This is a genomic window from Alteromonas sp. AWQ4_252 (genome assembly GCF_056158205.1).
This window is the reverse complement of record NZ_JBSWSV010000001.1, coordinates 1,803,774-1,825,789: the sequence shown is the minus strand read 5'-3', so window position 1 is coordinate 1,825,789 and position 22,016 is coordinate 1,803,774. Positions and strand designations below refer to the sequence as shown.

29 protein-coding genes are annotated in these 22,016 nt (G+C 46.2%); 15 read left to right on the top strand and 14 right to left on the bottom strand.

Translation table 11 applies throughout. The annotated features are described in order from the left end of the window. Positions 1 to 3: 3 nt before the first annotated feature. Genes ACXACM_RS08200 through ACXACM_RS08190 form a run of 3 tightly spaced genes read left to right on the top strand, consistent with a single transcriptional unit; the run spans position 4 to position 2,304 of the window. Positions 4 to 375: a DUF3019 domain-containing protein gene (locus tag ACXACM_RS08200; RefSeq protein ID WP_474820998.1), complete on the top strand. Its 372-nt coding sequence runs from the start codon at positions 4 to 6 to the stop codon at positions 373 to 375. After that, positions 375 to 1,079: a response regulator gene (locus ACXACM_RS08195; RefSeq protein ID WP_474820997.1), complete on the top strand. Its 705-nt coding sequence runs from the start codon at positions 375 to 377 to the stop codon at positions 1,077 to 1,079. Before ACXACM_RS08200 ends, ACXACM_RS08195 begins: the two co-directional genes overlap by 1 nt. A gap of 1 nt (position 1,080) precedes the next feature. After that, positions 1,081 to 2,304 carry an ATP-binding protein gene (locus ACXACM_RS08190; RefSeq protein ID WP_474820995.1) on the top strand — a complete coding sequence of 408 codons (1,224 nt, stop codon included), beginning with the start codon at positions 1,081 to 1,083 and terminating at the stop codon, positions 2,302 to 2,304. A 10-nt stretch (positions 2,305 to 2,314) separates the two neighbouring features. On the opposite strand, the gene murA is transcribed toward ACXACM_RS08190, so the two are convergent. The 7 genes from murA to ACXACM_RS08155 form a co-directional block, all read right to left on the bottom strand. Beyond that, a complete protein-coding gene (gene murA / locus ACXACM_RS08185) occupies positions 2,315 to 3,577 on the bottom strand; it encodes a UDP-N-acetylglucosamine 1-carboxyvinyltransferase (RefSeq protein WP_474820994.1) in 1,263 nt (420 codons plus the stop codon). 13 nt (positions 3,578 to 3,590) lie between these two features. Then, positions 3,591 to 3,848 carry a BolA family protein gene (locus ACXACM_RS08180; protein ID WP_474820993.1) on the bottom strand — a complete coding sequence of 86 codons (258 nt, stop codon included), beginning with the start codon at positions 3,846 to 3,848 and terminating at the stop codon, positions 3,591 to 3,593. 26 nt (positions 3,849 to 3,874) lie between these two features. Further along, complete coding sequence (locus ACXACM_RS08175; protein WP_474820991.1) at positions 3,875 to 4,183, bottom strand: STAS domain-containing protein; 309 nt, start codon at positions 4,181 to 4,183, stop codon at positions 3,875 to 3,877. After that, positions 4,180 to 4,839 (bottom strand): MlaC/ttg2D family ABC transporter substrate-binding protein, encoded by a 660-nt coding sequence (locus ACXACM_RS08170; RefSeq protein ID WP_474820989.1) that lies wholly within the window; start codon positions 4,837 to 4,839, stop codon positions 4,180 to 4,182. The genes ACXACM_RS08175 and ACXACM_RS08170 overlap by 4 nt, the downstream gene beginning before the upstream one ends. An 89-nt stretch (positions 4,840 to 4,928) precedes the next feature. Beyond that, the gene (gene mlaD, locus ACXACM_RS08165) at positions 4,929 to 5,402 is read right to left on the bottom strand and encodes an outer membrane lipid asymmetry maintenance protein MlaD (RefSeq protein ID WP_474820988.1); all 474 of its coding nucleotides are present in this window, start codon (positions 5,400 to 5,402) and stop codon (positions 4,929 to 4,931) included. Between the two features lie 9 nt (positions 5,403 to 5,411). Beyond that, the gene (gene mlaE, locus ACXACM_RS08160) at positions 5,412 to 6,188 is read right to left on the bottom strand and encodes a lipid asymmetry maintenance ABC transporter permease subunit MlaE (RefSeq protein ID WP_474820987.1); all 777 of its coding nucleotides are present in this window, start codon (positions 6,186 to 6,188) and stop codon (positions 5,412 to 5,414) included. Next, positions 6,185 to 6,985 carry an ATP-binding cassette domain-containing protein gene (locus ACXACM_RS08155; protein WP_474820985.1) on the bottom strand — a complete coding sequence of 267 codons (801 nt, stop codon included), beginning with the start codon at positions 6,983 to 6,985 and terminating at the stop codon, positions 6,185 to 6,187. Before ACXACM_RS08155 ends, mlaE begins: the two co-directional genes overlap by 4 nt. A 452-nt stretch (positions 6,986 to 7,437) precedes the next feature. Between ACXACM_RS08155 and ACXACM_RS08150 the strand changes: the two genes are divergently transcribed. From ACXACM_RS08150 to mgtE, 12 genes are all read left to right on the top strand, one after another. Beyond that, a complete protein-coding gene (locus tag ACXACM_RS08150; RefSeq protein ID WP_474824277.1) occupies positions 7,438 to 8,394 on the top strand; it encodes a calcium/sodium antiporter in 957 nt (318 codons plus the stop codon). Between the two features lies 1 nt (position 8,395). Continuing rightward, positions 8,396 to 9,367, top strand: a complete 972-nt coding sequence (locus ACXACM_RS08145; protein WP_474824275.1) for a KpsF/GutQ family sugar-phosphate isomerase — start codon at positions 8,396 to 8,398, stop codon at positions 9,365 to 9,367. Then, entirely contained in the window at positions 9,367 to 9,921 is a 555-nt protein-coding gene (gene kdsC / locus ACXACM_RS08140) for a 3-deoxy-manno-octulosonate-8-phosphatase KdsC (RefSeq protein WP_474820984.1), read from the top strand. The genes ACXACM_RS08145 and kdsC overlap by 1 nt, the downstream gene beginning before the upstream one ends. After that, positions 9,918 to 10,481: an LPS export ABC transporter periplasmic protein LptC gene (gene lptC / locus ACXACM_RS08135; protein WP_474820983.1), complete on the top strand. Its 564-nt coding sequence runs from the start codon at positions 9,918 to 9,920 to the stop codon at positions 10,479 to 10,481. The genes kdsC and lptC overlap by 4 nt, the downstream gene beginning before the upstream one ends. Further along, positions 10,450 to 11,007 carry a lipopolysaccharide transport periplasmic protein LptA gene (lptA, locus tag ACXACM_RS08130; RefSeq protein ID WP_474820981.1) on the top strand — a complete coding sequence of 186 codons (558 nt, stop codon included), beginning with the start codon at positions 10,450 to 10,452 and terminating at the stop codon, positions 11,005 to 11,007. Before lptC ends, lptA begins: the two co-directional genes overlap by 32 nt. Positions 11,008 to 11,009: 2 nt before the next feature. Continuing rightward, a complete protein-coding gene (gene lptB / locus ACXACM_RS08125; protein WP_474820980.1) occupies positions 11,010 to 11,735 on the top strand; it encodes an LPS export ABC transporter ATP-binding protein in 726 nt (241 codons plus the stop codon). 89 nt (positions 11,736 to 11,824) lie between these two features. After that, complete coding sequence (locus ACXACM_RS08120) at positions 11,825 to 13,312, top strand: RNA polymerase factor sigma-54 (RefSeq protein ID WP_474820979.1); 1,488 nt, start codon at positions 11,825 to 11,827, stop codon at positions 13,310 to 13,312. Positions 13,313 to 13,343: 31 nt separating this feature from the next. After that, entirely contained in the window at positions 13,344 to 13,631 is a 288-nt protein-coding gene (gene hpf / locus ACXACM_RS08115) for a ribosome hibernation promoting factor (protein ID WP_474820977.1), read from the top strand. A 3-nt stretch (positions 13,632 to 13,634) separates the two neighbouring features. Beyond that, entirely contained in the window at positions 13,635 to 14,078 is a 444-nt protein-coding gene (gene ptsN, locus ACXACM_RS08110) for a PTS IIA-like nitrogen regulatory protein PtsN (protein ID WP_474820976.1), read from the top strand. 48 nt (positions 14,079 to 14,126) lie between these two features. Beyond that, complete coding sequence (gene rapZ / locus ACXACM_RS08105) at positions 14,127 to 14,972, top strand: RNase adapter RapZ (protein ID WP_474820975.1); 846 nt, start codon at positions 14,127 to 14,129, stop codon at positions 14,970 to 14,972. Continuing rightward, the gene (locus ACXACM_RS08100; protein WP_474820973.1) at positions 14,972 to 15,244 is read left to right on the top strand and encodes an HPr family phosphocarrier protein; all 273 of its coding nucleotides are present in this window, start codon (positions 14,972 to 14,974) and stop codon (positions 15,242 to 15,244) included. The genes rapZ and ACXACM_RS08100 overlap by 1 nt, the downstream gene beginning before the upstream one ends. A gap of 210 nt (positions 15,245 to 15,454) precedes the next feature. Then, the gene (gene mgtE / locus ACXACM_RS08095) at positions 15,455 to 16,813 is read left to right on the top strand and encodes a magnesium transporter (protein ID WP_474820971.1); all 1,359 of its coding nucleotides are present in this window, start codon (positions 15,455 to 15,457) and stop codon (positions 16,811 to 16,813) included. A gap of 37 nt (positions 16,814 to 16,850) precedes the next feature. Here mgtE and ACXACM_RS08090 read toward each other — a convergent pair whose 3' ends face one another. From ACXACM_RS08090 to rplM, 7 genes are all read right to left on the bottom strand, one after another. Next, positions 16,851 to 17,318 (bottom strand): ClpXP protease specificity-enhancing factor, encoded by a 468-nt coding sequence (locus ACXACM_RS08090; RefSeq protein WP_474820970.1) that lies wholly within the window; start codon positions 17,316 to 17,318, stop codon positions 16,851 to 16,853. Next, positions 17,315 to 17,947, bottom strand: coding sequence for a stringent starvation protein SspA (sspA, locus tag ACXACM_RS08085; protein ID WP_216024528.1), 633 nt, complete (start codon positions 17,945 to 17,947; stop codon positions 17,315 to 17,317). The genes ACXACM_RS08090 and sspA overlap by 4 nt, the downstream gene beginning before the upstream one ends. A 110-nt stretch (positions 17,948 to 18,057) precedes the next feature. Continuing rightward, complete coding sequence (locus ACXACM_RS08080) at positions 18,058 to 18,792, bottom strand: cytochrome c1 (protein ID WP_474820968.1); 735 nt, start codon at positions 18,790 to 18,792, stop codon at positions 18,058 to 18,060. After that, positions 18,789 to 20,054 (bottom strand): cytochrome b, encoded by a 1,266-nt coding sequence (locus tag ACXACM_RS08075; protein WP_474820967.1) that lies wholly within the window; start codon positions 20,052 to 20,054, stop codon positions 18,789 to 18,791. The genes ACXACM_RS08080 and ACXACM_RS08075 overlap by 4 nt, the downstream gene beginning before the upstream one ends. 2 nt (positions 20,055 to 20,056) lie before the next feature. Then, positions 20,057 to 20,686 carry a ubiquinol-cytochrome c reductase iron-sulfur subunit gene (gene petA / locus ACXACM_RS08070; RefSeq protein ID WP_474820965.1) on the bottom strand — a complete coding sequence of 210 codons (630 nt, stop codon included), beginning with the start codon at positions 20,684 to 20,686 and terminating at the stop codon, positions 20,057 to 20,059. Positions 20,687 to 21,109: 423 nt separating this feature from the next. Further along, entirely contained in the window at positions 21,110 to 21,502 is a 393-nt protein-coding gene (gene rpsI / locus ACXACM_RS08065; RefSeq protein ID WP_474820964.1) for a 30S ribosomal protein S9, read from the bottom strand. A 12-nt stretch (positions 21,503 to 21,514) separates the two neighbouring features. Beyond that, a complete protein-coding gene (rplM, locus tag ACXACM_RS08060) occupies positions 21,515 to 21,943 on the bottom strand; it encodes a 50S ribosomal protein L13 (RefSeq protein WP_474820963.1) in 429 nt (142 codons plus the stop codon). Positions 21,944 to 22,016 lie beyond the last annotated feature (73 nt).

Here is a 22,016-nt window from a genome sequence, read left to right as displayed (position 1 = left end):
GCATTGACAAGCAAGTTAATCGCTCTGGCGTTAATCGGAATTACCTTACCCGTTGTAGCCCTGGCAGCTGGCGGCAAATGGTTGGTATCCCCTCAGACTTGCATTACAGGCCACTTCGGTGATCAGTGCACAATGACTGTGTCTATAAGATCGCCGATAGATCAGGGTTTTCCTGTTTGCCTGTTTTTAGGGTCGGAACAGTTAAACTGCTTTCAACAACCTGGGGAAATGACTCACCAGATAAAGCTAAGTGAGGACAGCTGGGTGTATATTAAAGACGAGGCGGGGCACACCATTTTCTCACAAAAACTAATGGTAAAATGGGAGTATCGACGAGACAAACGTCGTGTTAAAGATCCTTGGAGTCTGTTCTAATGTCACATATTATTCTTGTTGAAGATGATGCCAGGCTACGTACCCTGGTAAAGGATTTCCTAATTCAGAATCAGTTTGATGTGACTGATATGCCGGATGGCTATGCACTGCTTTCCGCGGTGAAAGTGTCGCCACCGTCTCTCATTATTTTAGACGTAATGTTACCTGGGGATGATGGCTTTACGCTGTGTAAACAATTGCGAAGACACTATAATGGCCCGTTATTGTTTATGACGGCCAAAGACGATGATTTTGATCACGTGCTGGGTTTGGAAATTGGTGCAGATGACTACGTAACTAAACCCATTGAGCCAAGAGTATTGTTAGCAAGGATCCACGCCCTCCTTCGAAGAGCGACGGCCAGTCACCAAGAGGAACAAAACCAAACGCCGGCGGTGTTAACTTTTGGCAAATTGAGTATTGATAAAGCAGCTCGTTCTGTTGTTTTGGGGGGAGAATCCATCAAATTAACCAGCCATGAATTCGACATGTTATGGCTTTTAGCCATCAATGCCGCTTCTGTTGTCGACAGGAACACCATTTATAGTGAGATCATTGGTCGCGAGTACGACGGCCTCGACCGCTCTGCTGATGTAAGAGTATCCAGGCTACGCAAAAAGCTTAAAGATAATGCGAGTAACCCCTATCGCATTAAGACCATCTGGGGCAAGGGTTTCTTCTTTGTCGCCGACGCCTGGAACTAGTGTGACCCGTCTTTTCCTCAGCTTTTACTTATTTATCGCCATTGCCATTATCGGCTTAAGCACAGCGTTAGAACCCCTGTTTTATGGTGATGACAAATTACTCCCTCCCCAGGCGAAAGATATTAAGGCTCAATTAGCCGGCCTCTCGGGAGAAAATAAAGCAAAGGTGGTGGCAAACCTTGATGTACACAAACCCAAAGTGTTGCCGTTAACTTCACTGGCTTTCAGTGAAGATTCTCTTACCAAGCTGTTCGAGGGTGAAGTGCTTGCATTGTTTTATCAGGATTCAGTACAACTCTATGCACTTGCTGACAATGAAAGTTTATACGAGTTTACCTTTTCAGTGCCACCCAATGTTCTTCCCGCCCGATTGTATAGCCTGGTCTTTTTTATCACGTTGGGCATTGCAGTAGCACTTTGGATTTGGCCTCTTTGGCGGGACCTTTCGAATATCACCAAAGGGATCCGGTCGGTCAATACAGATGGCTCCTTACCGACTATTATCGTGCCGAAACGTTCTGTTGTCGCCCCAATATCAACGGCGTTAAATGCGCTGAGTCAGCAGGTGTCAGAGTTATTGTCACGCCATAAGGAAATGACCGGTGCCGTTGCTCACGAGCTCAGAACACCGTTGGCGCGCCTTAAATTTACCTTAGGAAGCAACGATACTCCCGATGAAGTCAGTTGGTTAGCCATGCGGGAAGACGTCAACGAACTGGAAAGAATGGTTCAGGAAATGCTCGACTACCTGCGATATGATGGCAAACCTCCTGAATTAAACGTCAGTCAAATTCCAGTCTCCGAATTGCTGCAAAATATAGCTCTGCGCGTAAAACCTCAGTATTCAGAACTTAATATTGAAATATTGCCCGCTCCACTTACCATAATGGGCGATGGTTATTTTATTGAAAGAGCCATTGAAAACGTGGTGCTCAACGCTATCAGATATGCTCACACCAAAGTGGTTTTATCTGCTGAGCAGCACAAAGAGTGGGTTGTTATTCACGTGGAAGACGATGGTCCAGGCGTAGCTCCTGAGGATGCGGAAAAGATTTTCACTCCATTCTTTCGCCCGGACAGCGCCAGAACCAGGGAGCGGGGAGGTGCAGGATTAGGTTTGGCGATAGTAAAACGGATCCAAAGTTGGCATCACGGTCACTGTAAAGTGTCGAGAAGCAAGCTGGGTGGTGCTGACTTTTCTATTAGCTACCCCACCCAACCTTAAATTTGCATTGCTACTCTTTTTCTCTGCGGATATTTGCACCCAATGCACTGAGTTTTTCCTCAATACGCTCATAGCCACGGTCGAGGTGGTAGATTCGGGTGACATGGGTTTCACCTTCGGCGATTAGACCGGCGATAACCAGGCTCGCTGATGCCCGAAGGTCTGTAGCCATGACAGGAGCACCTTTCAGGACAGAACTACCTTTAGAAACCGCACTGTTGGCTTCTAAAGCGATTTCAGCCCCCATGCGTTGAAGCTCAGGCACGTGCATAAAACGATTTTCAAAGATTGTCTCTGTGATTACACCTGTACCACTGGCTACACAGTTTAAGGTAACAAACTGAGCCTGCATATCGGTGGGAAACGCCGGATGTGGTGCCGTTTTGACCTGCACAGCGACTGGCTTCTTGCCTTCCATGTCCAGTGTTATCCAATCATCTCCCGTAGTGATGGTTGCACCTGCCTGGCGTAACTTATTTAAAACAGCTTCCAGTGTTTCCGGTGCTGCATGAGTGCAGGTAACCTTGCCGCCGGACACAGCTGCGGCCACCAGGAAAGTTCCAGTTTCAATACGGTCTGGTAAGACCCGGTAATCACAACCGTGTAAACGTTCAACGCCCTCAATAGTAATGTGATCAGAACCCGCTCCTGTGACTTTCGCTCCCATTTGATTCAAACAGTTCGCTAAATCGACAATCTCTGGCTCCCTGGCAGCATTCTCAAGCTCAGTGGTGCCCTCTGCCAATGCGGCTGCCATCATTAAATTTTCTGTAGCACCTACACTGACCATATCCATAAAGATGCGCGCACCTTTAAGACGACCATCAACTTTTGCCCGGATATACCCCTCATCAACTTCGATATGAGCACCCATCTGTTCTAACCCTGACAAATGGAGATTCACCGGTCTGGCACCTATGGCACAGCCTCCAGGCAGTGATACATTCGCCTGCCCTTGTTTTGCGAGTAAAGGGCCTAAAACCAGAATTGAGGCTCGCATGGTTTTTACCAGTTCATATGACGCCGTAACACTTTGCAGGCTGGCTGCGGAAATGCGTAATTCATTGTCATCAGGCTTACTTACTTCGGCCCCAAGCTGCTTGAGCAAGGCGGTGGTGGTATTTATGTCGCGCAAATTAGGCACATTAGTAAACCGGCAGGCGTCGTCAGTAAGAAGCGGAGTCATGAGTAACGGCAACGCCGCATTTTTAGCACCACTAATGCGAACCTCACCGTTTAAAGGCGGGCTTTTTTTTATAACTAGTTTATCCACGTATTAACGACCGTTATTGAGGTAAGTGAAACTGACGCTCACGCTGCCAGTCGGACTCTGAAAAAGTTTTGATTGAAACGGCGTGCATGGAGCCGTCAGATATTTTGTCTTGCAAAGGGCCGTATACTGCCTGCTGACGCTGCACGCGACTCATGCTGTTGAAGCTGTCGCTAACGGCAATAACAGTATAGTGTGAGCCTTCACCCTTTACATAAACTTCAGTAAGTTCCAGCTTGTCTTTTAACAAGGCTTCGATTTCAGATATTTCCATGATTCTTCATTCTGCCATATAGTGGATTAGGTTACGGGTAAGAGCGTATCGACTTCGCTGATCCTGGCGAGTTTTAGAAGTTTCTCTGGTACCTGCGCAAGTGACACTTCAATGTGATGCCCCTTGCTATCGCGCACTGCGTTTATTAACCAAGCTAAACCTGCACTGTCAATTCTCTCAACATCTCCAAGATCGAGAACACACTTACCCAATTTTGCCAGTGAGGCCTTTTCCGCGGAGTTTAACATACACCACCAATTTTTGGCGAGAGTATCACGGTCGAGATGACCGTGAATGTGCACTACGCCGGCGTCGTTTAGCTGGAATAAACTCACGCTGCTTCCTTGTCTTTCGCTTGTTTTACTTGCTCACCCACCGGCTGCTCAATTTTTTCCCGCATAAGCTTAATTACTGCGTCGATGCCCTCTTGACGCAGGATGGGCTCAAACTCAGCGCGCTTACTGTTGAGTAAGCTGATACCTTCCGCAACCATGTCATATGCTTTCCATTCGTTGGTTCTGCTGTCTTTACGCACCTGAAAAGCGACCTTAATTTCCGGACGACCCGGATCCTGAACAACAGCGCGAACTGTTACAGACTTCTGACCTGTAAAATCACTTTCCGGTTCAAACACTACAGTTTGGTCATCGTAATACCCCATAGCAACTGCATAAGTGGTGATGAGGTACTGACGGAAAACCTGAACATACTCAGACAACTTATCTTTCTCCACCGATTTAAAATACTTACCAAGTACCTTAAATGCTGCGAACTGATAGTCTACGTGCGGCAGTAATTCCTCTTTCATTATCGTGCGCAGTAACTCCGGATCCTGTTCAATCTGGTCCTGACTGTCTTTAATCCGATCAAAGGTTTTCAAGCCTACCGCCTTGACCAGCTGATACGGGTTTTCCTCGTTGACTTCCTGAGCATATGCAGTACTTACCACACTGGCGAATAAAAGGCTGGCAACAAGCAATAGTTTTTTCAATGGATTATCTCCTAAGTTTACAAATTTGGTACAGATTTCAGGTCACGGCTCTATTTAACAGACCTGCGCCACAATGAAAATCTTTCGGGCTATTCGTCTTTTCCACCCCGGTTAAACAAAAACTGGCCTATCAGATCTTCCAGTACCAATGCTGATTTCGTGTCCTGTAAATAGTCACCCTCTTTAAGTTCTTCAACCCCATCAAAAGAAAAACCAGGTTGGAATCCGACGTATTGCTCACCGAGCAGGCCAGACGTCAGAATCGACACAGAACTGGTATCAGGGAACCCTTCGTATGCTGTGGAGATACTCAGTGTCACGACTGGGGTATAATCATCTTTATCAAGGTGTATGTCCGCCACACGTCCAATGGTCACACCACCTACTTTCACTGCAGAACGTACTTTCAGCCCGCCAATGTTGTCGAATTTTGCATAGAGGTTGTACGTGTCTCCGGCACTTGTCATGGTTTGATTAGCGACTTTTAACGCCAGCAATAAAATTGCGCCAACGGTCAGGACAACAAAAACGCCAACCATAAGCTCAGTTTTGTACTTATTCATTACTTTCCCCTACTCAATTCCGAACATCAGGGCGGTGAGTACGAAATCCAACCCCAATACAGCTAAAGATGAAAAGACAACGGTTTCAGTTGTCGCTTTACTGATCCCTTCCGAAGTGGGGATTGAATCATAACCTTTAAATATGGCAATCCAGGTCACAACTAAGGCAAATACGAGGCTTTTAATCACCCCATTTATGACATCTTTTTCCCACTCAACGGTGGATTGCATTAACGACCAGTAGCTTCCTGCATCCACACCCAGCCAGTCAACACCAACTAAATGACCACCTAAAATACCTACGGCACTAAAAATAAGTGCCAGTGCTGGCATTGAAACCATACCCGCCCAGAAGCGAGGTGCCACCACGCGACGTAAGGGGTCCACTGCCATCATTTCGAGGCTCGACAACTGTTCTGTGGCTTTCATAAGCCCTATTTCAGCAGTAAGTGCAGAACCTGCCCGACCAGCGAACAAAAGCGCGGTTACCACAGGTCCTAACTCCCTTAATAAAGAAAGAGCAACCATGGGGCCGAGACTACCCTCTGCGCCGTAATCTACAAGTATCGTATACCCTTGCAACGCCATCACCATGCCGATGAATAATCCTGACACGACAATAATTAACAGAGACTGAACACCCACAACATAAATCTGACGAATAGTAAGGTGCACATTTTTGAGGCGTGGAAGAGAGGCCAGCGCGCCAAATAGCATAAGTCCGGCACGCCCTATTGCTGCCACCTTACTAATGGTGCCACTGCCAATTTGCTGCAAAAGATTCATGCGCCACCTCCAAGCAAGCTTTCTTTCAGCCCAGGCGCGGGATAATGGAATGGGACTGGCCCATCGGCTTCTCCCTTCAGAAACTGTTGAACAAGTGCAGAGTCACTATTGCGTATATCTTCAGGCGTACCTTTACCAATGATGCGTTTATCAGCAAGAATATAAATATAATCTGCGATAGTCAGTACTTCAGTCACATCATGAGTAACAACAATACTGGTTACATCCAGCGCGTCATTCAATTCGCGAATAAGTTTCACAAGCACGCCCATTGATATAGGGTCTTGCCCCGCAAAAGGCTCATCGTACATGATAAGTTCAGGGTCAAGGGCGATAGAACGGGCGAGTGCAGCCCGCCTTGCCATGCCACCAGAAAGTTCACTGGGCATCATATCCACCGCGCCTCTTAGACCGACGGCCTGCAACTTGAGAGCAACAATGGTATTGATAATATCGTCGCTCAGCTTGGTGTGCTCCTTCAATGGAAAAGCGACGTTTTCGCCCACCGTCATATCGGTGAACAAGGCACCACTTTGAAACAGCATACTCATTCTTCTGCGCGCAGCGTACAACTCGCCCCGGGTCATTGAAACAATACTTGCCTTATCAAATCGGATATCTCCCGAACTGGGCAAAAGCTGCCCCCCAATAAGCCTGAGTAGCGTAGTTTTACCGATACCGCTAGGGCCCATCACTGCTGTGATTTTCCCTTTGGGAACCTGGATTGAGACATTGTCGTAGATCACGCGATCACCGCGACGAAATGTCATGTTATCTATCTCGACTAAATTTCCCATAGAGTTTGAAATTACGTTTCCTTTCACTGTCGCGAAATACTCGCGTTAGCTGATAAATTAAAAACTACACACTTCAGTGTAGTTTTTTTGCAATTGTACGTGTTTTCGTTCACGACGCAAAAGCGAAAAAAGTTACAAGGTATGTTCGTTTTTTTAGAACTGTAGACCCGGGCTTATTAAGCGCAACCTACGCTAACACCCAGTGCTGCTTTAAACGGTGAGTTTTGCTCCGAACGGGTGAAATATTCTGAAACTCCCCCATATAGAGTGTATCAACGGGAAAACGTTCATGCTGTATGCCAGGAACCTGTGATTACTTCTATTTTTAAACCCTGATGGCATTTATTACATATACGTTTCTATTGTTAAACTAGTTTTGATTCTACTGAAATCATGGGAAAAAGCCCTGGATTTTGCGACAATCAGAAAAAACGAAGGATGAATGGTTTATTGTGTTACTTTCTGTCTGTATTTTTCTGCTCGGTTTAGCGGTACTTAGCTGGAGTGCGGATCGCTTTGTTTACGGCGCTTCAGCATTGGCGAAGAATATCGGCATCTCCCCAATGATGATTGGCTTGACCATCGTAGCCATGGGGTCATCCGCCCCTGAGATTGTCGTTTCCGCTATTGCATCTGCAAACGGAAACATGAATACAGCGGTGGGAAATGTACTTGGGTCAAACATTACCAACATCGCGTTGGTACTTGGTGCAACAGCGTTGATTTCACCGCTGGTAGTTCGCTCCCTCACCTTAAAGCGAGAGTTTCCCGTTCTCATGATTGTAACCATGCTGGGCATGTTATTTTTGCATGATGGTTCACTTACGTCAGTGGAAGGGATTATACTCCTCGCCCTATTTATATTTGTATTAGCCGGTATGGCGTGGATATCTCTTGAGGTAGATAAAGAAGATCCTCTGGTGGCAGAAACTGATGGTGAAATTCCATCAAATGTGGAAACTAAGCACGCCGTATTATGGATTGGCGTAGGCATACTTTTACTCCCCCTCAGCGCGCAGTTTATGGTGACATCGGCGGTCGACATAGCTCGAACTCTTGGAATTTCTGACCTGATTATCGGCCTGACCATTATCGCTTTGGGAACTAGTTTACCGGAACTTGCAACCAGCGTTGCAGGTGTCCGCAAGGGCGAAAGCGATTTGGTGCTGGGAAATATTATAGGGTCGAATATATTTAATTTACTGGCTGTTCTTGGCATGCCAGGCCTGATAGCACCAGGATTACTGGACGAAGATGTTTACAATCGGGATATGTGGGTCATGTTCGCACTAACCGTAATGCTCTTTTTCCTCAGTTTTAATTTTATAGGCAAGCGACAGTTAGGCAGAATAGAAGGTGGCATTTTTGTTCTGTGTTTCATCGCCTACCAGTTTTGGCTTTTTGGATAAGATGAACAGCAATACGTATATTAAATCGGCTCAACGGGTTATACAGATAGAATCTGACGCTGTCAGTGCACTGACAGACCGCCTGAACGAACAATTCGTTGCGGCATGCACCTGTCTAGCCAACTGCAAGGGCAAAGTTGTCGTAAGCGGTATGGGTAAATCCGGTCACATCGGCAATAAAATTGCTGCAACCCTGGCAAGTACAGGTACGCCGGCTTTTTTCATGCATCCGGGAGAGGCCAATCACGGTGACCTGGGTATGCTGAGTAGTAATGACGTCCTGCTGGCTATTTCTAATTCTGGCGAAACCAATGAACTACTGAGTCTTTTACCTGTGGTTAAGCGGCTCAATGTACCCGTTATAGCAATGACAAACAGCGCCACCAGTAGTTTGGGCCAGTATGCCGATATTTTTCTTGATATCAGTGTTGAACAGGAAGCCTGTTCATTAGGTCTTGCCCCAACTTCCAGTACAACGGCAACCCTGGTAATGGGTGACGCGTTAGCCGTTGCGTTACTTGATGCTAAAGGATTTACGCCAGATGATTTCGCCCTGTCTCACCCCGGCGGAAGCCTAGGGCGGAAATTGCTGTTAAAAGTGAAAGATATTATGATAACAGGTCGCGATTTACCCTTGGTAGCCAAAGAGGCGACTGTGTCTGAAGCCCTGTTAGAAATTTCCACAAAGGGACTGGGAATGACAGGAATTACAGATAGCCAGGGAGAGCTCGCAGGGATATTCACAGATGGTGACTTACGGCGTATATTGGACGCCAGAACCGATATTCATTCTACCTCTGTAGGTACGGTTATGACCGCAGGCGGTCGCGTTACCCAACCTGATACTTTAGCGGTTGAAGCGCTTAATATCATGGAAACTCACCGTATCAGTGCACTGATAGTGGTTGATTCACATCACAAGCCAGTGGGCGCGTTTAATATGCATATGTTGCTAAAAGCAGGAGTAATTTAATGGGCCATGAAGTCACATTTTACGGGGTTATCAGTGAAGAGCGTTTTGAAAAGCTAAAATCCTTAAAACTATTAGTATGCGATGTTGATGGCGTTTTTTCAGACGGGCGCATCTATCTTGGAAACGATGGAGAAGAACTCAAAGCGTTTCATACCCGGGATGGTTATGGTGTCAAAGCACTGGTTAACAGTGGCGTTGAGGTTGCCATCATTACCGGCCGCAACTCCGAGATTGTTAAAAACCGCATGACATCATTAAATGTCGCTCACATTATTCAGGGCCAGGAAAATAAAAGCGAAGCCATTGCCCAGTTGTGTCAGTCTCTTGATTTGACTCCAGCCCAGGTTGCTGCGATAGGAGACGACATGCCTGATTTGGGTATGTATGCCCATGCAGATACTAAGATTGCCGTGAAAGACGCCCATCCCGCGATAACGCGGGAAGCCAACTGGATCACTACACAGCGGGGCGGATTTGGCGCGGTACGCGAAGTCTGTGATGTCATCATGCAAGCGTTAGGCACGCTAGACACCATTCACGGGGCCAGTGTATGAATCGTTTAGGCATCAGTATTTCAGCGCTGTTTGTATTAGCACTGTTGATGTACATGCCTGTGTGGATGGCCGAAGACGACAGTGAAAAAGCCAAAACTGGCTCAGATGCCTTGCGTCCGGCTTATAAGGCCAAGAATTTGACCACCACGCTTTACAACCAGGAGGGAAAGCGTAATCACGAAGTCTTTGCCACGTCCATGGAACACTACGATCAGTTGGGGTTCGTACTTTTTTCCAAACCCAGGTACACGGTTTTCGTTGATGAGGGAAGCCCACCATGGCAAGTTACCGCGGAAGAAGGCACACTGTACAACAATGATTTAATTCAGTTGGAAAACCAGGTGGTCATTAAAAGTCAGAATGCTGATGAGTTTATTCAAACCATTACAACCGACTTTATCAAAGTAAACTTAAACGACAAGACCATGATATCCGATCAGCCCGTGGAGATCCGAGGAGCTGAAACTGTAATAGAGAGTCATGGATTTAACGCAAACCTGCGCACACAAAAATACGAGTTGATAGACCATGTTCAAACAACGTATTCCCCAGGCAATTAGTGCTTTAGGGCTGTCTGTATTACTCGCCACAGCGCACGTGGCTGCTGATACTAACGACTTTGACAAACCGATAACCGTTGATGCTAATTCTCAATTTATCGACGGCAAAAAGAAAACATCAGTCTTTAAAGACAATGTTAAAATTACTCAGGGCACGCTGATCATAGAAGCCGATGAGGTTGAGGTTATTGCCACAGAAGGTGAAGGGAAAGAAATATTTATAGCCAGAGGACAGCCAGCCAAGTACTCTCAGACATTGGATGACGGAGCAAAAGTCAAAGCCAGTGCCGAGATTATCCGCTACGAAGTTTTCGGACAGTTGATAGCACTTAACGGTAACGCCACTATTCAACAAGACACCAGTATGGTTCAAGGCGATAGTATTACTTACGATATGGCAAAGGAACAATTACAAGCCACTGGCGGAGAAGACAGTGGTAATGGTAGAGTGACAACAGTTTTCCGGCCTGATGCTATAAAAGCGAAAGACAGTAAAGATACTGAAAATGAAGGAGAAAACAACTAGCCATGGCCACTTTATCTGCGTCGCATCTCGCTAAGTCTTACAAATCCAGACAAGTTGTGCGGGATGTGAGTCTGTCGGTATCAACCGGGCAAATCGTAGGTCTTTTGGGGCCAAATGGCGCTGGAAAAACCACGACTTTTTACATGATAGTAGGTCTGGTGCCGCTGGATAAAGGCAAAATCAATATAGATAATCAAGAGCTTACGCATCAGCCAATGCACGAACGGGCACGAAAGGGGATTGGTTATCTGCCCCAGGAAGCGTCGATTTTTCGCAAGCTTACTGTTCATGAAAACATCATGGCCATCTTGCAAACCCGTAAAGATTTAAAAACACATCAACGGGAAGCTGAAGCAGATGCGCTACTTGATGAATTTAATATTAACCATATACGCAATAGTACAGGAATGAGTTTATCCGGGGGAGAGCGACGCAGGGTTGAAATTGCCAGGGCGCTTGCAGCCAATCCGCAATTTATTTTACTCGATGAACCCTTCGCTGGTGTTGACCCTATTTCGGTTAATGATATAAAGAAGATCATTCAGCATTTACGTGACAGAGGTATTGGCATTCTTATCACTGATCACAATGTGCGTGAAACTCTGGATGTATGTGAAGAAGCGTATATTGTCAGCCACGGGGAACTCATTGCTCAAGGCACTGCCGAAGAAGTATTGAGTAACCAAAAAGTGAGAGATGTATACCTAGGCGAGCAATTCAGGCTATAGTTAAGATAGCCCTGATAGCAATGCGAATTATCGCAGGCACGGCAGGCATTCTGTCGGGTATCCTTTTTAAGAGTTATAATAAGACGTAGATGAAACCATCTTTACAGCTAAAATTTAGTCAACAACTAACCATGACGCCGCAGTTACAGCAGGCAATTAAATTGCTGCAACTGTCTACGCTCGATTTGCAGGCGGAAATTCAGGAAGCACTGGATTCAAATCCGTTGCTGGAAGTAGATGAAGGCGCAGATAACGAGGTAGTTGAGAAAAATAATATCGATAACGACGACAGCGCACAGGAAGCTGTGAGCGCGTCTGCATCAGATAATATGGACACCGGCGAAGCGCTTGAAAAAAACGACTTACCCGATGAGCTTCCCATTGACAGCACCTGGGATGAATACATTTCGGCCTCATCAGCCCCTGCCCCAGGGCCTTCTTCCGGCGGTGACGACGAACAAGTATTTCAGGGCGAAACCACTGAGAACATTCAAGACCATTTATTGTGGCAAATGCGGTTAACCCCTTTCTCAGACACCGACCGCGCAATTGCCTTAGCCATTATCGACTCCATCGACGAGTCCGGCTACCTCACTGTTACCGTCGACGACATTCTACAAAGTGTCAACAGTGAGGATATGGAAGAACCGGTGGAAGAGGATGAAGTGGAATGTGTCTTGAAACGCATTCAGATGTTCGATCCCATTGGTTCAGGTTCCAGAACGCCTCAGGAATGTTTATTGGTGCAGTTAAATCAGTTTGCGCCTGAAACGCCGTGGTTAGAAGAAGCAAAGTTGATTTTAAAAGACTATGCAGATTTACTCGGCAGTAAAGATTACCGTACGTTAATGCGTAAAACCCGCCTCAAAGAAGATCAGCTTCGGGAAGCCATGCGCTTGTTACAGACGTTGAATCCTCGTCCTGGTAGTGCGCTAATTACCAAAGAACCTGAGTACGTTATTCCCGATGTGTCAGTGGCGAAGAAAAATGGTCGCTGGGTAGTTGAACTCAACCCTGACAGCCTGCCGAAACTCAGTGTTAATCAGCAATATGCGGCCATGAGTCGACGGGCCAAAAACAGCAGTGACAGCCAATTTATTCGCTCTCACATGCAAGAAGCCAAGTGGTTCATCAAGAGTCTCGAAAGCCGGAATGATACCTTGTTGAAGGTAGCAAATTGCATTGTTCAACAGCAAATGGGCTTTTTTGAACACGGTCCGGAAATGATGAAGCCCATGGTATTAAACGACGTGGCGGAAATGGTAGATATGCACGAATCAACCATTTCGCGGGTGACTACACAAAAGTATATGCACACGCCCCGAGGCATTTTTGAGTTGAAGTATTTCTTCTCCAGTCACGTTGCCACTGAATCAGGTGGCGAGTGCTCATCTACGGCGATTAGAGCGCTGATTAAGAAGCTGGTTGCGGCCGAAAAGCCGAGCAAACCACTAAGCGACAGCAAGATTGCTTCATTGTTGGCCGACCAAGGTATTATGGTGGCACGGCGAACAATAGCAAAGTACCGGGAATCACTATCGATTCCACCGTCTAACCAACGCAAAAGCCTAATTTAACTAAGGCTGCTCACAATAAGGAAGACGAAATATGCAAATCAACCTTACCGGTCATCATGTTGAGATCACTGATTCTTTGCGTAATTATGTCGATACTAAGTTCAGTAAACTGGAAAGACACTTCGATCACATATCGAATGTACACGTCATACTGAATGTTGAGAAACTTAATCAGAAAGCGGAGGCAACTGTTCATTTGAGTGGCGCGGAGGTGTTCGCATCCTCGCAGAATCAAGACATGTACGCTGCAATTGACAGCATGGTTGATAAGTTAGACAGGCAAGTACTCAAACATAAGGAAAAGCTGAAAAAGCACTAAACCATGGATATACAAGCCATAGTAAGCCTGGATCGCACCGAGTGTGCGGTCCAGTGCAATAGCAAAAAGCGCATTCTGGAAATAATCAGTGGCATTGCCGCTAAAAATAACCCGGAAATAGACGAAGCAGTGGTGCTTAGTAGCCTCATGTCACGAGAACGCATGGGTAGCACAGGGATTGGGAACGGCATCGCGTTACCTCATGGCCGGCTCGAGGGGCTTGACCACGTAATTGCCATTGTTGTTACCAGTAAGCCAGCTATCGATTTTGACGCCATCGACAGTAAGCCTGTGGATATTTTCTTTACGCTCTTGGTTCCTCAGGATCAAACAGAGGGGCATCTGCAAACCCTTGCCACGGTAGCAGGTAAGCTCAGTGATAAAGAAACGATAAAAACTATCAGAAAAGCGGAAACAAGTGATGATATTATCCGCGCTTTACAGTAACTTATTGTTAAAGGAACTGTTCTACACGTTCGTTTAGGAGAAACGCCCGTGAAACTTATTATCATCAGCGGCCGCTCGGGCTCAGGAAAATCGGTGGCTCTGCGCGCACTGGAAGACTTGGGCTATTATTGTGTCGACAATATTCCTGTCAATTTATTACCCGCACTTACCCACACGGTAGCCGACGAATACGACCAGGTTGCCGTCAGCATAGATGTGCGTAACTTACCAAAAGATCCCAGCGATTTAGTAGAAATCCTTGACTATCTACCCGCCTCCTGGGAAGTGACTATCGTTTATATTGACGCCAGCGACGATATGCTGCTTAAGCGATTCAGTGAAACTCGTCGTTTGCACCCCCTTGCAAAGCTGAATAAATCTTTATCTGACGCAATACAAACTGAAAAAGCGCTGTTAGCGCCCATCGCGGAACGGGCCGATCTCAACATCGATACAGATACACTGAGCATTCACCAACTGGCAGAATTAATTCGCGAGCGCATTCTGGGTAAGAAAAGCTCACGTTTGGTATTGGTATTTGAGTCATTCGGATTTAAACACGGAATTCCCAAAGATGCCGATTACGTGTTTGACGCCCGTTTTTTGCCAAATCCTCACTGGGAACCCGACTTAAAACACCTCACCGGATTGGATGCACCCGTTCAGGTATTTCTTGGCTCACAGCCCATCGTTACCAAATTCATCTACCAGATTCAAAACCTTATTATCACCTGGTTACCTCACCTTGAGAGGAACAACCGCAGCTATGTAACGGTTGCCATTGGTTGTACTGGTGGCCAGCATCGTTCAGTTTACGTAGCGGAGTCTCTTGCCAAGAATCTACGAGACAAGCACCCCGATATCCAAATTCGACATAGGGAGCAAAACAAGTAATGCGCTGTGAAAAATCTGTGACTATTGTCAATAAACTCGGTCTTCATGCCAGAGCTGCTACACAATTGACTCAATTGGCAAATCAATTTGACGCCGAAGTCACCCTCCACAAAGGCGATAAGCAAGCTAATGCGAACAGTGTATTGGGTTTAATGATGATGGAAAGCCATCAGGGCGAACAAGTCACCATCGTGTCTGAAGGGCCTGATGCACAGGCAGCCCTCGATGCAGTTGAAACGCTTATTGCAACGCGTTTTAACGAAGATGAATAAGCGCAATCTTGTACTGCAATTCACTAAGTCTTAACCCCGCCGCCTCTGCCATTCGCCAGATACGATGTTGGTCAAGCTTCAAAGTGTATCTGCTGCGTTGAACATATGTGCAATCTGCAGCCACATCAATGAATCTTCATGACAGCCTTTGGCGGGTAATGTATCCTATGTAAATCCTCTCTTTCCATCTTGTTTCTCAAGGGAATTTCTGTGGCAGAAGCGCTTGAAAGTAAATCAGCACAAAGTCAGCTCTGGGCACTAAATAGTGCATTAAACGATGGCCGTTTTGTTTCCGTCCGAAAGATGCTACACGAGCTGCCTTCCAGTGACGTTGCCCTAATTCTTGAATCGAGCCCCACTAAAACCCGCGATGAATTGTGGGAACTGATTGACGCTGATTTTCACGGCGATGTATTAGAAGAACTATCAGAGGACGTGCGTAACGGCATCATCAGTAAAATGGTGCCGGAAAAAGTTGTTGATGCCCTTGAAGAGATGGACACCGATGACCTTGCCGAAACGCTGAGCAGTCTTCCCGAAGAAGTGTTGCAGGGCATTTTGCAGTCTATGGACACCCAAGACCGAATGCGTGCTGAGCAAGCCATGTCTTATGGTGAAGAAACCGCTGGTTTCATCATGAACACTGACACCATTACCTTACGGCCCGACGTGACCGTAGATGTAGTGTTGCGGTACCTGCGATTGAAAGGCGATTTACCTGAGAATACAGATACCTTTTATGTGGTCAACCGCACCGATAACTTGGTTGGTCTGGTGCCCGTGGCGCGTTTGTTGACAGCCGATCCTGAAGACAAGGTGGCTGAGGTAATGGACGATGACGCTGAAGCCGTACCGGTTAATATGCCAGATGGTGAGGTGGCTAGTTTATTCGAACGCTACAATTGGCTTTCAGCCCCTGTAGTAGACGATAAACATCGCCTGGTTGGACGAATTACCATTGATGACGTAGTCGACATTATCCGTGAAGATGCTGAACACTCAATGATGAGTATGGCAGGTTTAGATGATGAAGAAGATACCTTTGCACCTGTATTGCAAAGTACCCAACGACGCTCTATTTGGTTAGGTGTCAACCTGGTTACTGCGCTAATGGCCGCTGCAGTCAGTGACTTATTTGAAGCTACTTTAAGCCAGTTAGCTGTATTAGCCATACTGAATACCATCGTTCCCAGTATGGGTGGTGTGGCTGGAAATCAAACTTTAACCCTGGTAATTCGCGGCATGGCATTAGGCCATGTAAACGGAAGTAATGCGCGCTGGCTAGTAAGTAAAGAAATAGCCATTGGATTTTTAAACGGCATGATTTGGGCAATACTCATCGCCACTGTCATCGGCGTTTGGAAACAAGATCTCATGTTAGGGGTGGTTATTGCCTTCGCTATGATGGTAAATATGATCGCCGCAGCACTATCGGGAGCAACGTTACCGATGATCATGAAACGGCTTAAGATAGACCCTGCCTTGGCCGGTAGTGTAATTCTAACTACAATTACTGATGTAGTCGGGATATTTGCATTTCTTGGAACGGCCACATTATTGTTAATGTAAGTCACTAAAATAAAAAATCGGCTCGAAAGCCGATTTTTTATTTAATAACTTTAAGATTGGGTTTGCCTTTTTTCGGCGGTACAGGCGCTTTTTGTGCATCGCCTTCTGAAACATCACCAGTCGGTCTGCTTCGTGAGTCATCATCGGCTTCAACTGACGGTGAAGTGGGTTCAGATGGACTTACGTCCTCTTCCACCGCGAACACTGTGCCAGCACCGTTTTCTCTGGCGTATATTGCCAAAACAGCCTGACAAGGAATATATAGTTGCCGCGGTTGGCCTCCAAATCTCGCTTGAAATGACAAAGCATCGAGATCCAGCGTAAAGTTTACACAGGCAGCAGGTGAGACGTTCAGTACAATTTGACCGTCCTTAACAAACTCCTGGGGTACATCAACACGCTCCATTGTTGCATCAACAACAATGTAAGGCGTGAGCTGATTATCTACAATCCAATCGAAGAACGCCCTAAGTAAATAGGGCTGATTCGGTGTCATCGTATTCATAACGGATTATGGATTTCGCGTTCCTGATCCGTCAGAGAAGCTTTAAAGGAACTACGGGAGAAAATGCGGTTCATGTATGCATTTACTTCCTTACTGCCATTACCTGTCAAGGTGATACCCAAAGCAGGTAAGCGCCACAATAACGGAGCGAGATAACAATCGACCAGGCTAAACTCTTCACTCATGAAGTATGGCATTTCCGCAAAAATAGGACCAAGTGCCAACAAAGCTTCACGCAGTTCGTTTCGTGCTGCTTCCACATCACCTTCGTTGCGGAAAATACGCTTGGCAAGTGAATACCAATCTTGTTCAACACGATGCATCATTAAGCGGCTCTGACCACGGGAAACAGGATAAACCGGCATTAGAGGCGGATGTGGAAAACGCTCGTCGAGGTATTCCATAATAATATGGGATTTATAGAGCACTAACTCTCTGTCTACGAGTGTAGGCACTGTACCGTAGGGGTTCAGATCAATGAGATCCTCAGGCAAATTAGTAGGGTCGGTGTAACTAATTTCAACACCCACGCCTTTTTCAGCCAACACTATACGAACCTGGTGACTGTAAATATCGATGGTATCTGAGAACAACGTCATGATTGAACGCTTATTCGCGGCTACGGCCATTCATTTTCCTCCGTCGAGAATTCTACGCCGACAATCAATTATTCCCGGCAACACATGCTAAAAAAGGGGGCGGAATGCCCCCTTGCGTATTATACACAAATTCGCGCGGTTTAGTGCACTTCCTTCCAGTATTCTTTTTTCAATAAAAAGACAAAGAAGAATAAGACAATGATAAACACTAAAACCCACTTGCCAATACTTTCCGACTGGAGACGGAAAGGTTCGCCACTATATGCGAGGAAATTGACCAAATCAGCTACCGCCTGATCATATTCTTCTGTAGTTAGCGCGCCATCACCGTCAGTCTTAATACCAACAAACTGCTCTTTCATCTCACCATCAATCATGGTTTCTTCATGGGTTAAGCGAGGCGTTCCCTGCAGAGGCTGCAGTACGTGAGGCATACCTACATCTTTAAACACCACGTTGTTCACACCAAAAGGACGACTCTCATCAACATAAAAACTGCGCAGGTAGGTATAAATCCAGTCTGAACCTCTGACGCGATTAACAAGTGTTAAATCTGGTGGAGCTGCACCAAACCAGGTTGCGGCAGCGTCTTCAGGCATAGACCGACTTATGTAATCAGTGACTTTCTCACCGGTGAATTGAAGGTACTCCTGACCAAGTTCGTCGGGAATACCCAAATCGCTAAAGGTGCGCTGATAGCGCTGATACTGCATGGAGTGGCAGCCCAAACAGTAATTCATAAAGATTTTAGCGCCCCGCTGAAGCGACGCTTTATCTGTTAAATCTACTGGTGCCTTGTCCAGATGTACATTGCCGCCAGCAGCAAATACTGCGCCGGGGAGGAGAAAGGCTAGCGCGATAATCAACTTTCTCATTTAGGGATCCTCGCTGGTACAGGTTTTGTCTTTTCATTCTTACTGTACAGGAACAGCGCGACAAAGAAGCCAAAATAAAACACAGTAGCAACTTGCGACGCTATAATTTTCCAGTTTTCCTGTGGCGTGCCGCCGAGGTAACCTAAGAATACAAATACAGCCGCGAAAACCAGTAGATTAACTTTGTGCAGGCCACAGCGATAACGCCAGGATTTCACACGTCCCCGGTCTAACCAAGGCAGTGCAAACAGTGCAGCGATAGCACCGAACATGGCGATAACACCGAATAACTTGTCAGGTACAGCTTTCAAAATTGCATAGAAAGGTGTGAAGTACCAAACAGGGAAAATGTGTTCAGGTGTTTTCAATGGGTTAGCAATTTCAAAGTTTGGATGTTCAAGGAACTTGCCGCCCATCTCAGGCGCGAAGAACATGATGTAGCAAAAGACAAACAGAAATACACTAAATGCGACCAGGTCTTTCAACACAATATGTGGGAAGAATGGCACTACATCATCAGCAATGTCGTACTTACTCGTATAATACTCATGAATTTCGTAAGGTGTTTTCTCACTTTCAGGTAATGAGCCTTTTTTATGTTTTATAGCCACGCCATCCGGGTTGTTAGAACCCACTTCGTGCAACGCAATAATATGCAAGAAGACAAGAATCACAATAACCAGTGGCAAAGCGATTACGTGCAACGCAAAGAAGCGATTAAGGGTTGCGCCAGAAATAACGTAATCACCCTGAATCCATATCACCAGGTCTGGCCCAATAACCGGAATTGCACTAAACAAGGAAACAATTACCTGGGCTCCCCAGTAAGACATTTGTCCCCATGGCAATACATAACCCATAAAGGCTTCCGCCATCAAGGCCAGGTAGATAAACATGCCAAAGACCCACAATAGCTCGCGGGGTTTCTGGTAGGAGCCATAAATCATGCCGCGGAACATATGCATGTAAACCACGATAAAAAACGCTGACGCGCCAGTACTGTGCATGTAGCGAATTATCCAACCGAAGTCTACCTCACGCATGATGTACTCCACTGAGAAGAATGCGCCTTCCGCGGTGGGGTTATAATTCATCGTAAGCCAGATACCGGTAACGATTTGGTTCACCAACACAATGGTGGCCAGAAAACCGAATACATACCAGAAGTTCATATTACGCGGTGCCGGATACTGAATAGCGTGCATATTCGCTACCCGCATCATGGGAATGCGCTCTTCAATCCAGTTCAAAAAAGCATTCATAATTAAACAGCCTCCGCTTCTGAACCAATGATCACAGTGGTGTCGTCAACAAACTGGTAAGGGGGGACGACGAGATTCAATGGCGCGGGTACGCTCTGAAAAACCCTACCCGCCATATCAAACTTGGAGCCGTGACACGGGCAGAAGAAGCCGTTGGGAACCCCTTCCACAGCTTCTTCAAAAGCGCCATCCTTCAAATATTGCGGTGAGCAGCCCAAATGAGTACAGATACCTACCAGGATGAGATATTCTTCTTTAAGAGAACGGTAGCGATTTTTTGCAAATGCCGGTTGCTGTTCGGCTTCTGAATTTGGATCACGTAAGATGTCTTCGTGGTCTGCCAAACCTGCCAGCGTCTCCGCTGTTCTTCTTACAATCCATACCGGCTTGCTACGCCACATAACGCGAATCAGCTGTCCGGGTTCGATTGCACTAATGTCAACCTCAACGTCGGCACCAGCAGCTTTTGCTTTCGCGCTCGGGTTCCATGATGTTACAAAAGGAACAGCGGCGCCCCCGACTCCCACGGCACCAACAACAGATGTCGCTACCGTCAGGAACCGGCGGCGAGTGTTGTCAGGCTGGGTTTCGCTGAGTGCAGAGTCTTTTGCATCAACTGATACGTTACTCATCCACATAATCTCCAGATTCGGATTAAGAGTTTGTTACATTATTTTAACGTTATTAATGATAACAGAACTCGGTTCGGCCTGTTTTTGTCTACTAACACCTTCAACACAGACGTTGAATTTGTGTGTTTTGTTATTTTAGTCAAGGATGATAAGGGAAAACCCCTTAAACTTACAAGGTTTTATCACTTTTAAAAAAAGATGTAATGCGCTCGATCAATTTCGATAGAAACTGAGCGCGTATACAACAACCCGTGGAAAGTATAGACCAAGGTTCGTACGAAGAAAGTTACGTGGCATTAAATTAACGGGTAAAGGAATTTATCGCTAACGTCATGGATATTGCCGCCTTTTGTAGTTGATTACCAAAAGACGCAAAAAAAACCCGGCATATGCCGGGCTTTTTGAAAACAACAGTAAAACGAATTAACGTTTTGAGAACTGTGGCTTTTTACGTGCTTTATGCAGACCAACTTTCTTACGTTCAACGCGGCGTGCGTCACGAGTAACAAAGCCAGCTTTACGTAATGCAGGACGTAACGCTTCGTCATACTCCATAAGAGCACGAGTCAAACCGTGACGAATTGCACCAGCCTGACCGTTTGAACCACCACCTTTAACAGTGATGTAAACGTCAAACTTCTCAGTCATTTCTACCAACTCAAGTGGCTGACGAACAACCATGCATTCAGTTTCACGACCGAAGTACGTGTCTAGAGCGCGTTGGTTTACTACAATGCTGCCTGTACCTGGACGCAGGAACACACGAGCAGTAGAACTTTTGCGGCGGCCTGTGCCGTAATATTGAGTATCTGCCATGTCAAATGCTCCTTAGATGTCCAAAACTTGTGGTTGCTGAGCTGCGTGCTTGTGTTCTGCACCAGCATAAACTTTCATTTTACGGAACATTGCGCGACCCAGAGGACCTTTAGGCAGCATTCCTTTAACTGCTTTCTCGATAACCATTTCTGGTTTGTGAGCAATCAGCTTTTCAAAGTTTGTCTCTTTCAGACCACCAGGATAACCAGTGTGCGCGTAGTACATTTTACCTTTCGCTTTGTTACCTGTTACAGTCACTTTCTCAGCATTAATAACAACGATGTAATCGCCAGTATCAACGTGAGGCGTGTACTCAGCTTTATGTTTACCACGCAGACGGCGTGCAATTTCAGTCGCCAAACGACCAAGAGTTTTGTCAGTGGCATCTACCACGAACCAGTCACGTTGTACCGTTTCTGGCTTAGCAACAAAAGTTTTCATTTCTAAATCACCCGAAAAATTCTTCGTTACAGATTACCGGAAAAGCCGGAAATCTAATTAAAATCAATGACCG

What these genes read in the sequence shown, in the direction of transcription:
- mlaD (WP_474820988.1), bottom strand. Translation starts at nt 5,402, where the DNA reads ATGAATAAGTACAAAACTGAGCTTATGGTTGGCGTTTTTGTTGTCCTG.
- ACXACM_RS08120 (WP_474820979.1), top strand. Translation starts at nt 11,825, where the DNA reads ATGAAACCATCTTTACAGCTAAAATTTAGTCAACAACTAACCATGACG.
- ACXACM_RS08075 (WP_474820967.1), bottom strand. Translation starts at nt 20,054, where the DNA reads ATGAATGCTTTTTTGAACTGGATTGAAGAGCGCATTCCCATGATGCGG.
- hpf (WP_474820977.1), top strand. Translation starts at nt 13,344, where the DNA reads ATGCAAATCAACCTTACCGGTCATCATGTTGAGATCACTGATTCTTTG.
- petA (WP_474820965.1), bottom strand. Translation starts at nt 20,686, where the DNA reads ATGAGTAACGTATCAGTTGATGCAAAAGACTCTGCACTCAGCGAAACC.
- ACXACM_RS08090 (WP_474820970.1), bottom strand. Translation starts at nt 17,318, where the DNA reads ATGAATACGATGACACCGAATCAGCCCTATTTACTTAGGGCGTTCTTC.
- ACXACM_RS08155 (WP_474820985.1), bottom strand. Translation starts at nt 6,985, where the DNA reads ATGGGAAATTTAGTCGAGATAGATAACATGACATTTCGTCGCGGTGAT.
- ACXACM_RS08145 (WP_474824275.1), top strand. Translation starts at nt 8,396, where the DNA reads ATGAACAGCAATACGTATATTAAATCGGCTCAACGGGTTATACAGATA.
- ACXACM_RS08195 (WP_474820997.1), top strand. Translation starts at nt 375, where the DNA reads ATGTCACATATTATTCTTGTTGAAGATGATGCCAGGCTACGTACCCTG.
- lptC (WP_474820983.1), top strand. Translation starts at nt 9,918, where the DNA reads ATGAATCGTTTAGGCATCAGTATTTCAGCGCTGTTTGTATTAGCACTG.
- ptsN (WP_474820976.1), top strand. Translation starts at nt 13,635, where the DNA reads ATGGATATACAAGCCATAGTAAGCCTGGATCGCACCGAGTGTGCGGTC.
- rpsI (WP_474820964.1), bottom strand. Translation starts at nt 21,502, where the DNA reads ATGGCAGATACTCAATATTACGGCACAGGCCGCCGCAAAAGTTCTACT.
- lptB (WP_474820980.1), top strand. Translation starts at nt 11,010, where the DNA reads ATGGCCACTTTATCTGCGTCGCATCTCGCTAAGTCTTACAAATCCAGA.
- sspA (WP_216024528.1), bottom strand. Translation starts at nt 17,947, where the DNA reads ATGGCCGTAGCCGCGAATAAGCGTTCAATCATGACGTTGTTCTCAGAT.
- ACXACM_RS08180 (WP_474820993.1), bottom strand. Translation starts at nt 3,848, where the DNA reads ATGGAAATATCTGAAATCGAAGCCTTGTTAAAAGACAAGCTGGAACTT.
- mlaE (WP_474820987.1), bottom strand. Translation starts at nt 6,188, where the DNA reads ATGAATCTTTTGCAGCAAATTGGCAGTGGCACCATTAGTAAGGTGGCA.
- ACXACM_RS08100 (WP_474820973.1), top strand. Translation starts at nt 14,972, where the DNA reads ATGCGCTGTGAAAAATCTGTGACTATTGTCAATAAACTCGGTCTTCAT.
- kdsC (WP_474820984.1), top strand. Translation starts at nt 9,367, where the DNA reads ATGGGCCATGAAGTCACATTTTACGGGGTTATCAGTGAAGAGCGTTTT.
- lptA (WP_474820981.1), top strand. Translation starts at nt 10,450, where the DNA reads ATGTTCAAACAACGTATTCCCCAGGCAATTAGTGCTTTAGGGCTGTCT.
- ACXACM_RS08080 (WP_474820968.1), bottom strand. Translation starts at nt 18,792, where the DNA reads ATGAGAAAGTTGATTATCGCGCTAGCCTTTCTCCTCCCCGGCGCAGTA.
- rplM (WP_474820963.1), bottom strand. Translation starts at nt 21,943, where the DNA reads ATGAAAACTTTTGTTGCTAAGCCAGAAACGGTACAACGTGACTGGTTC.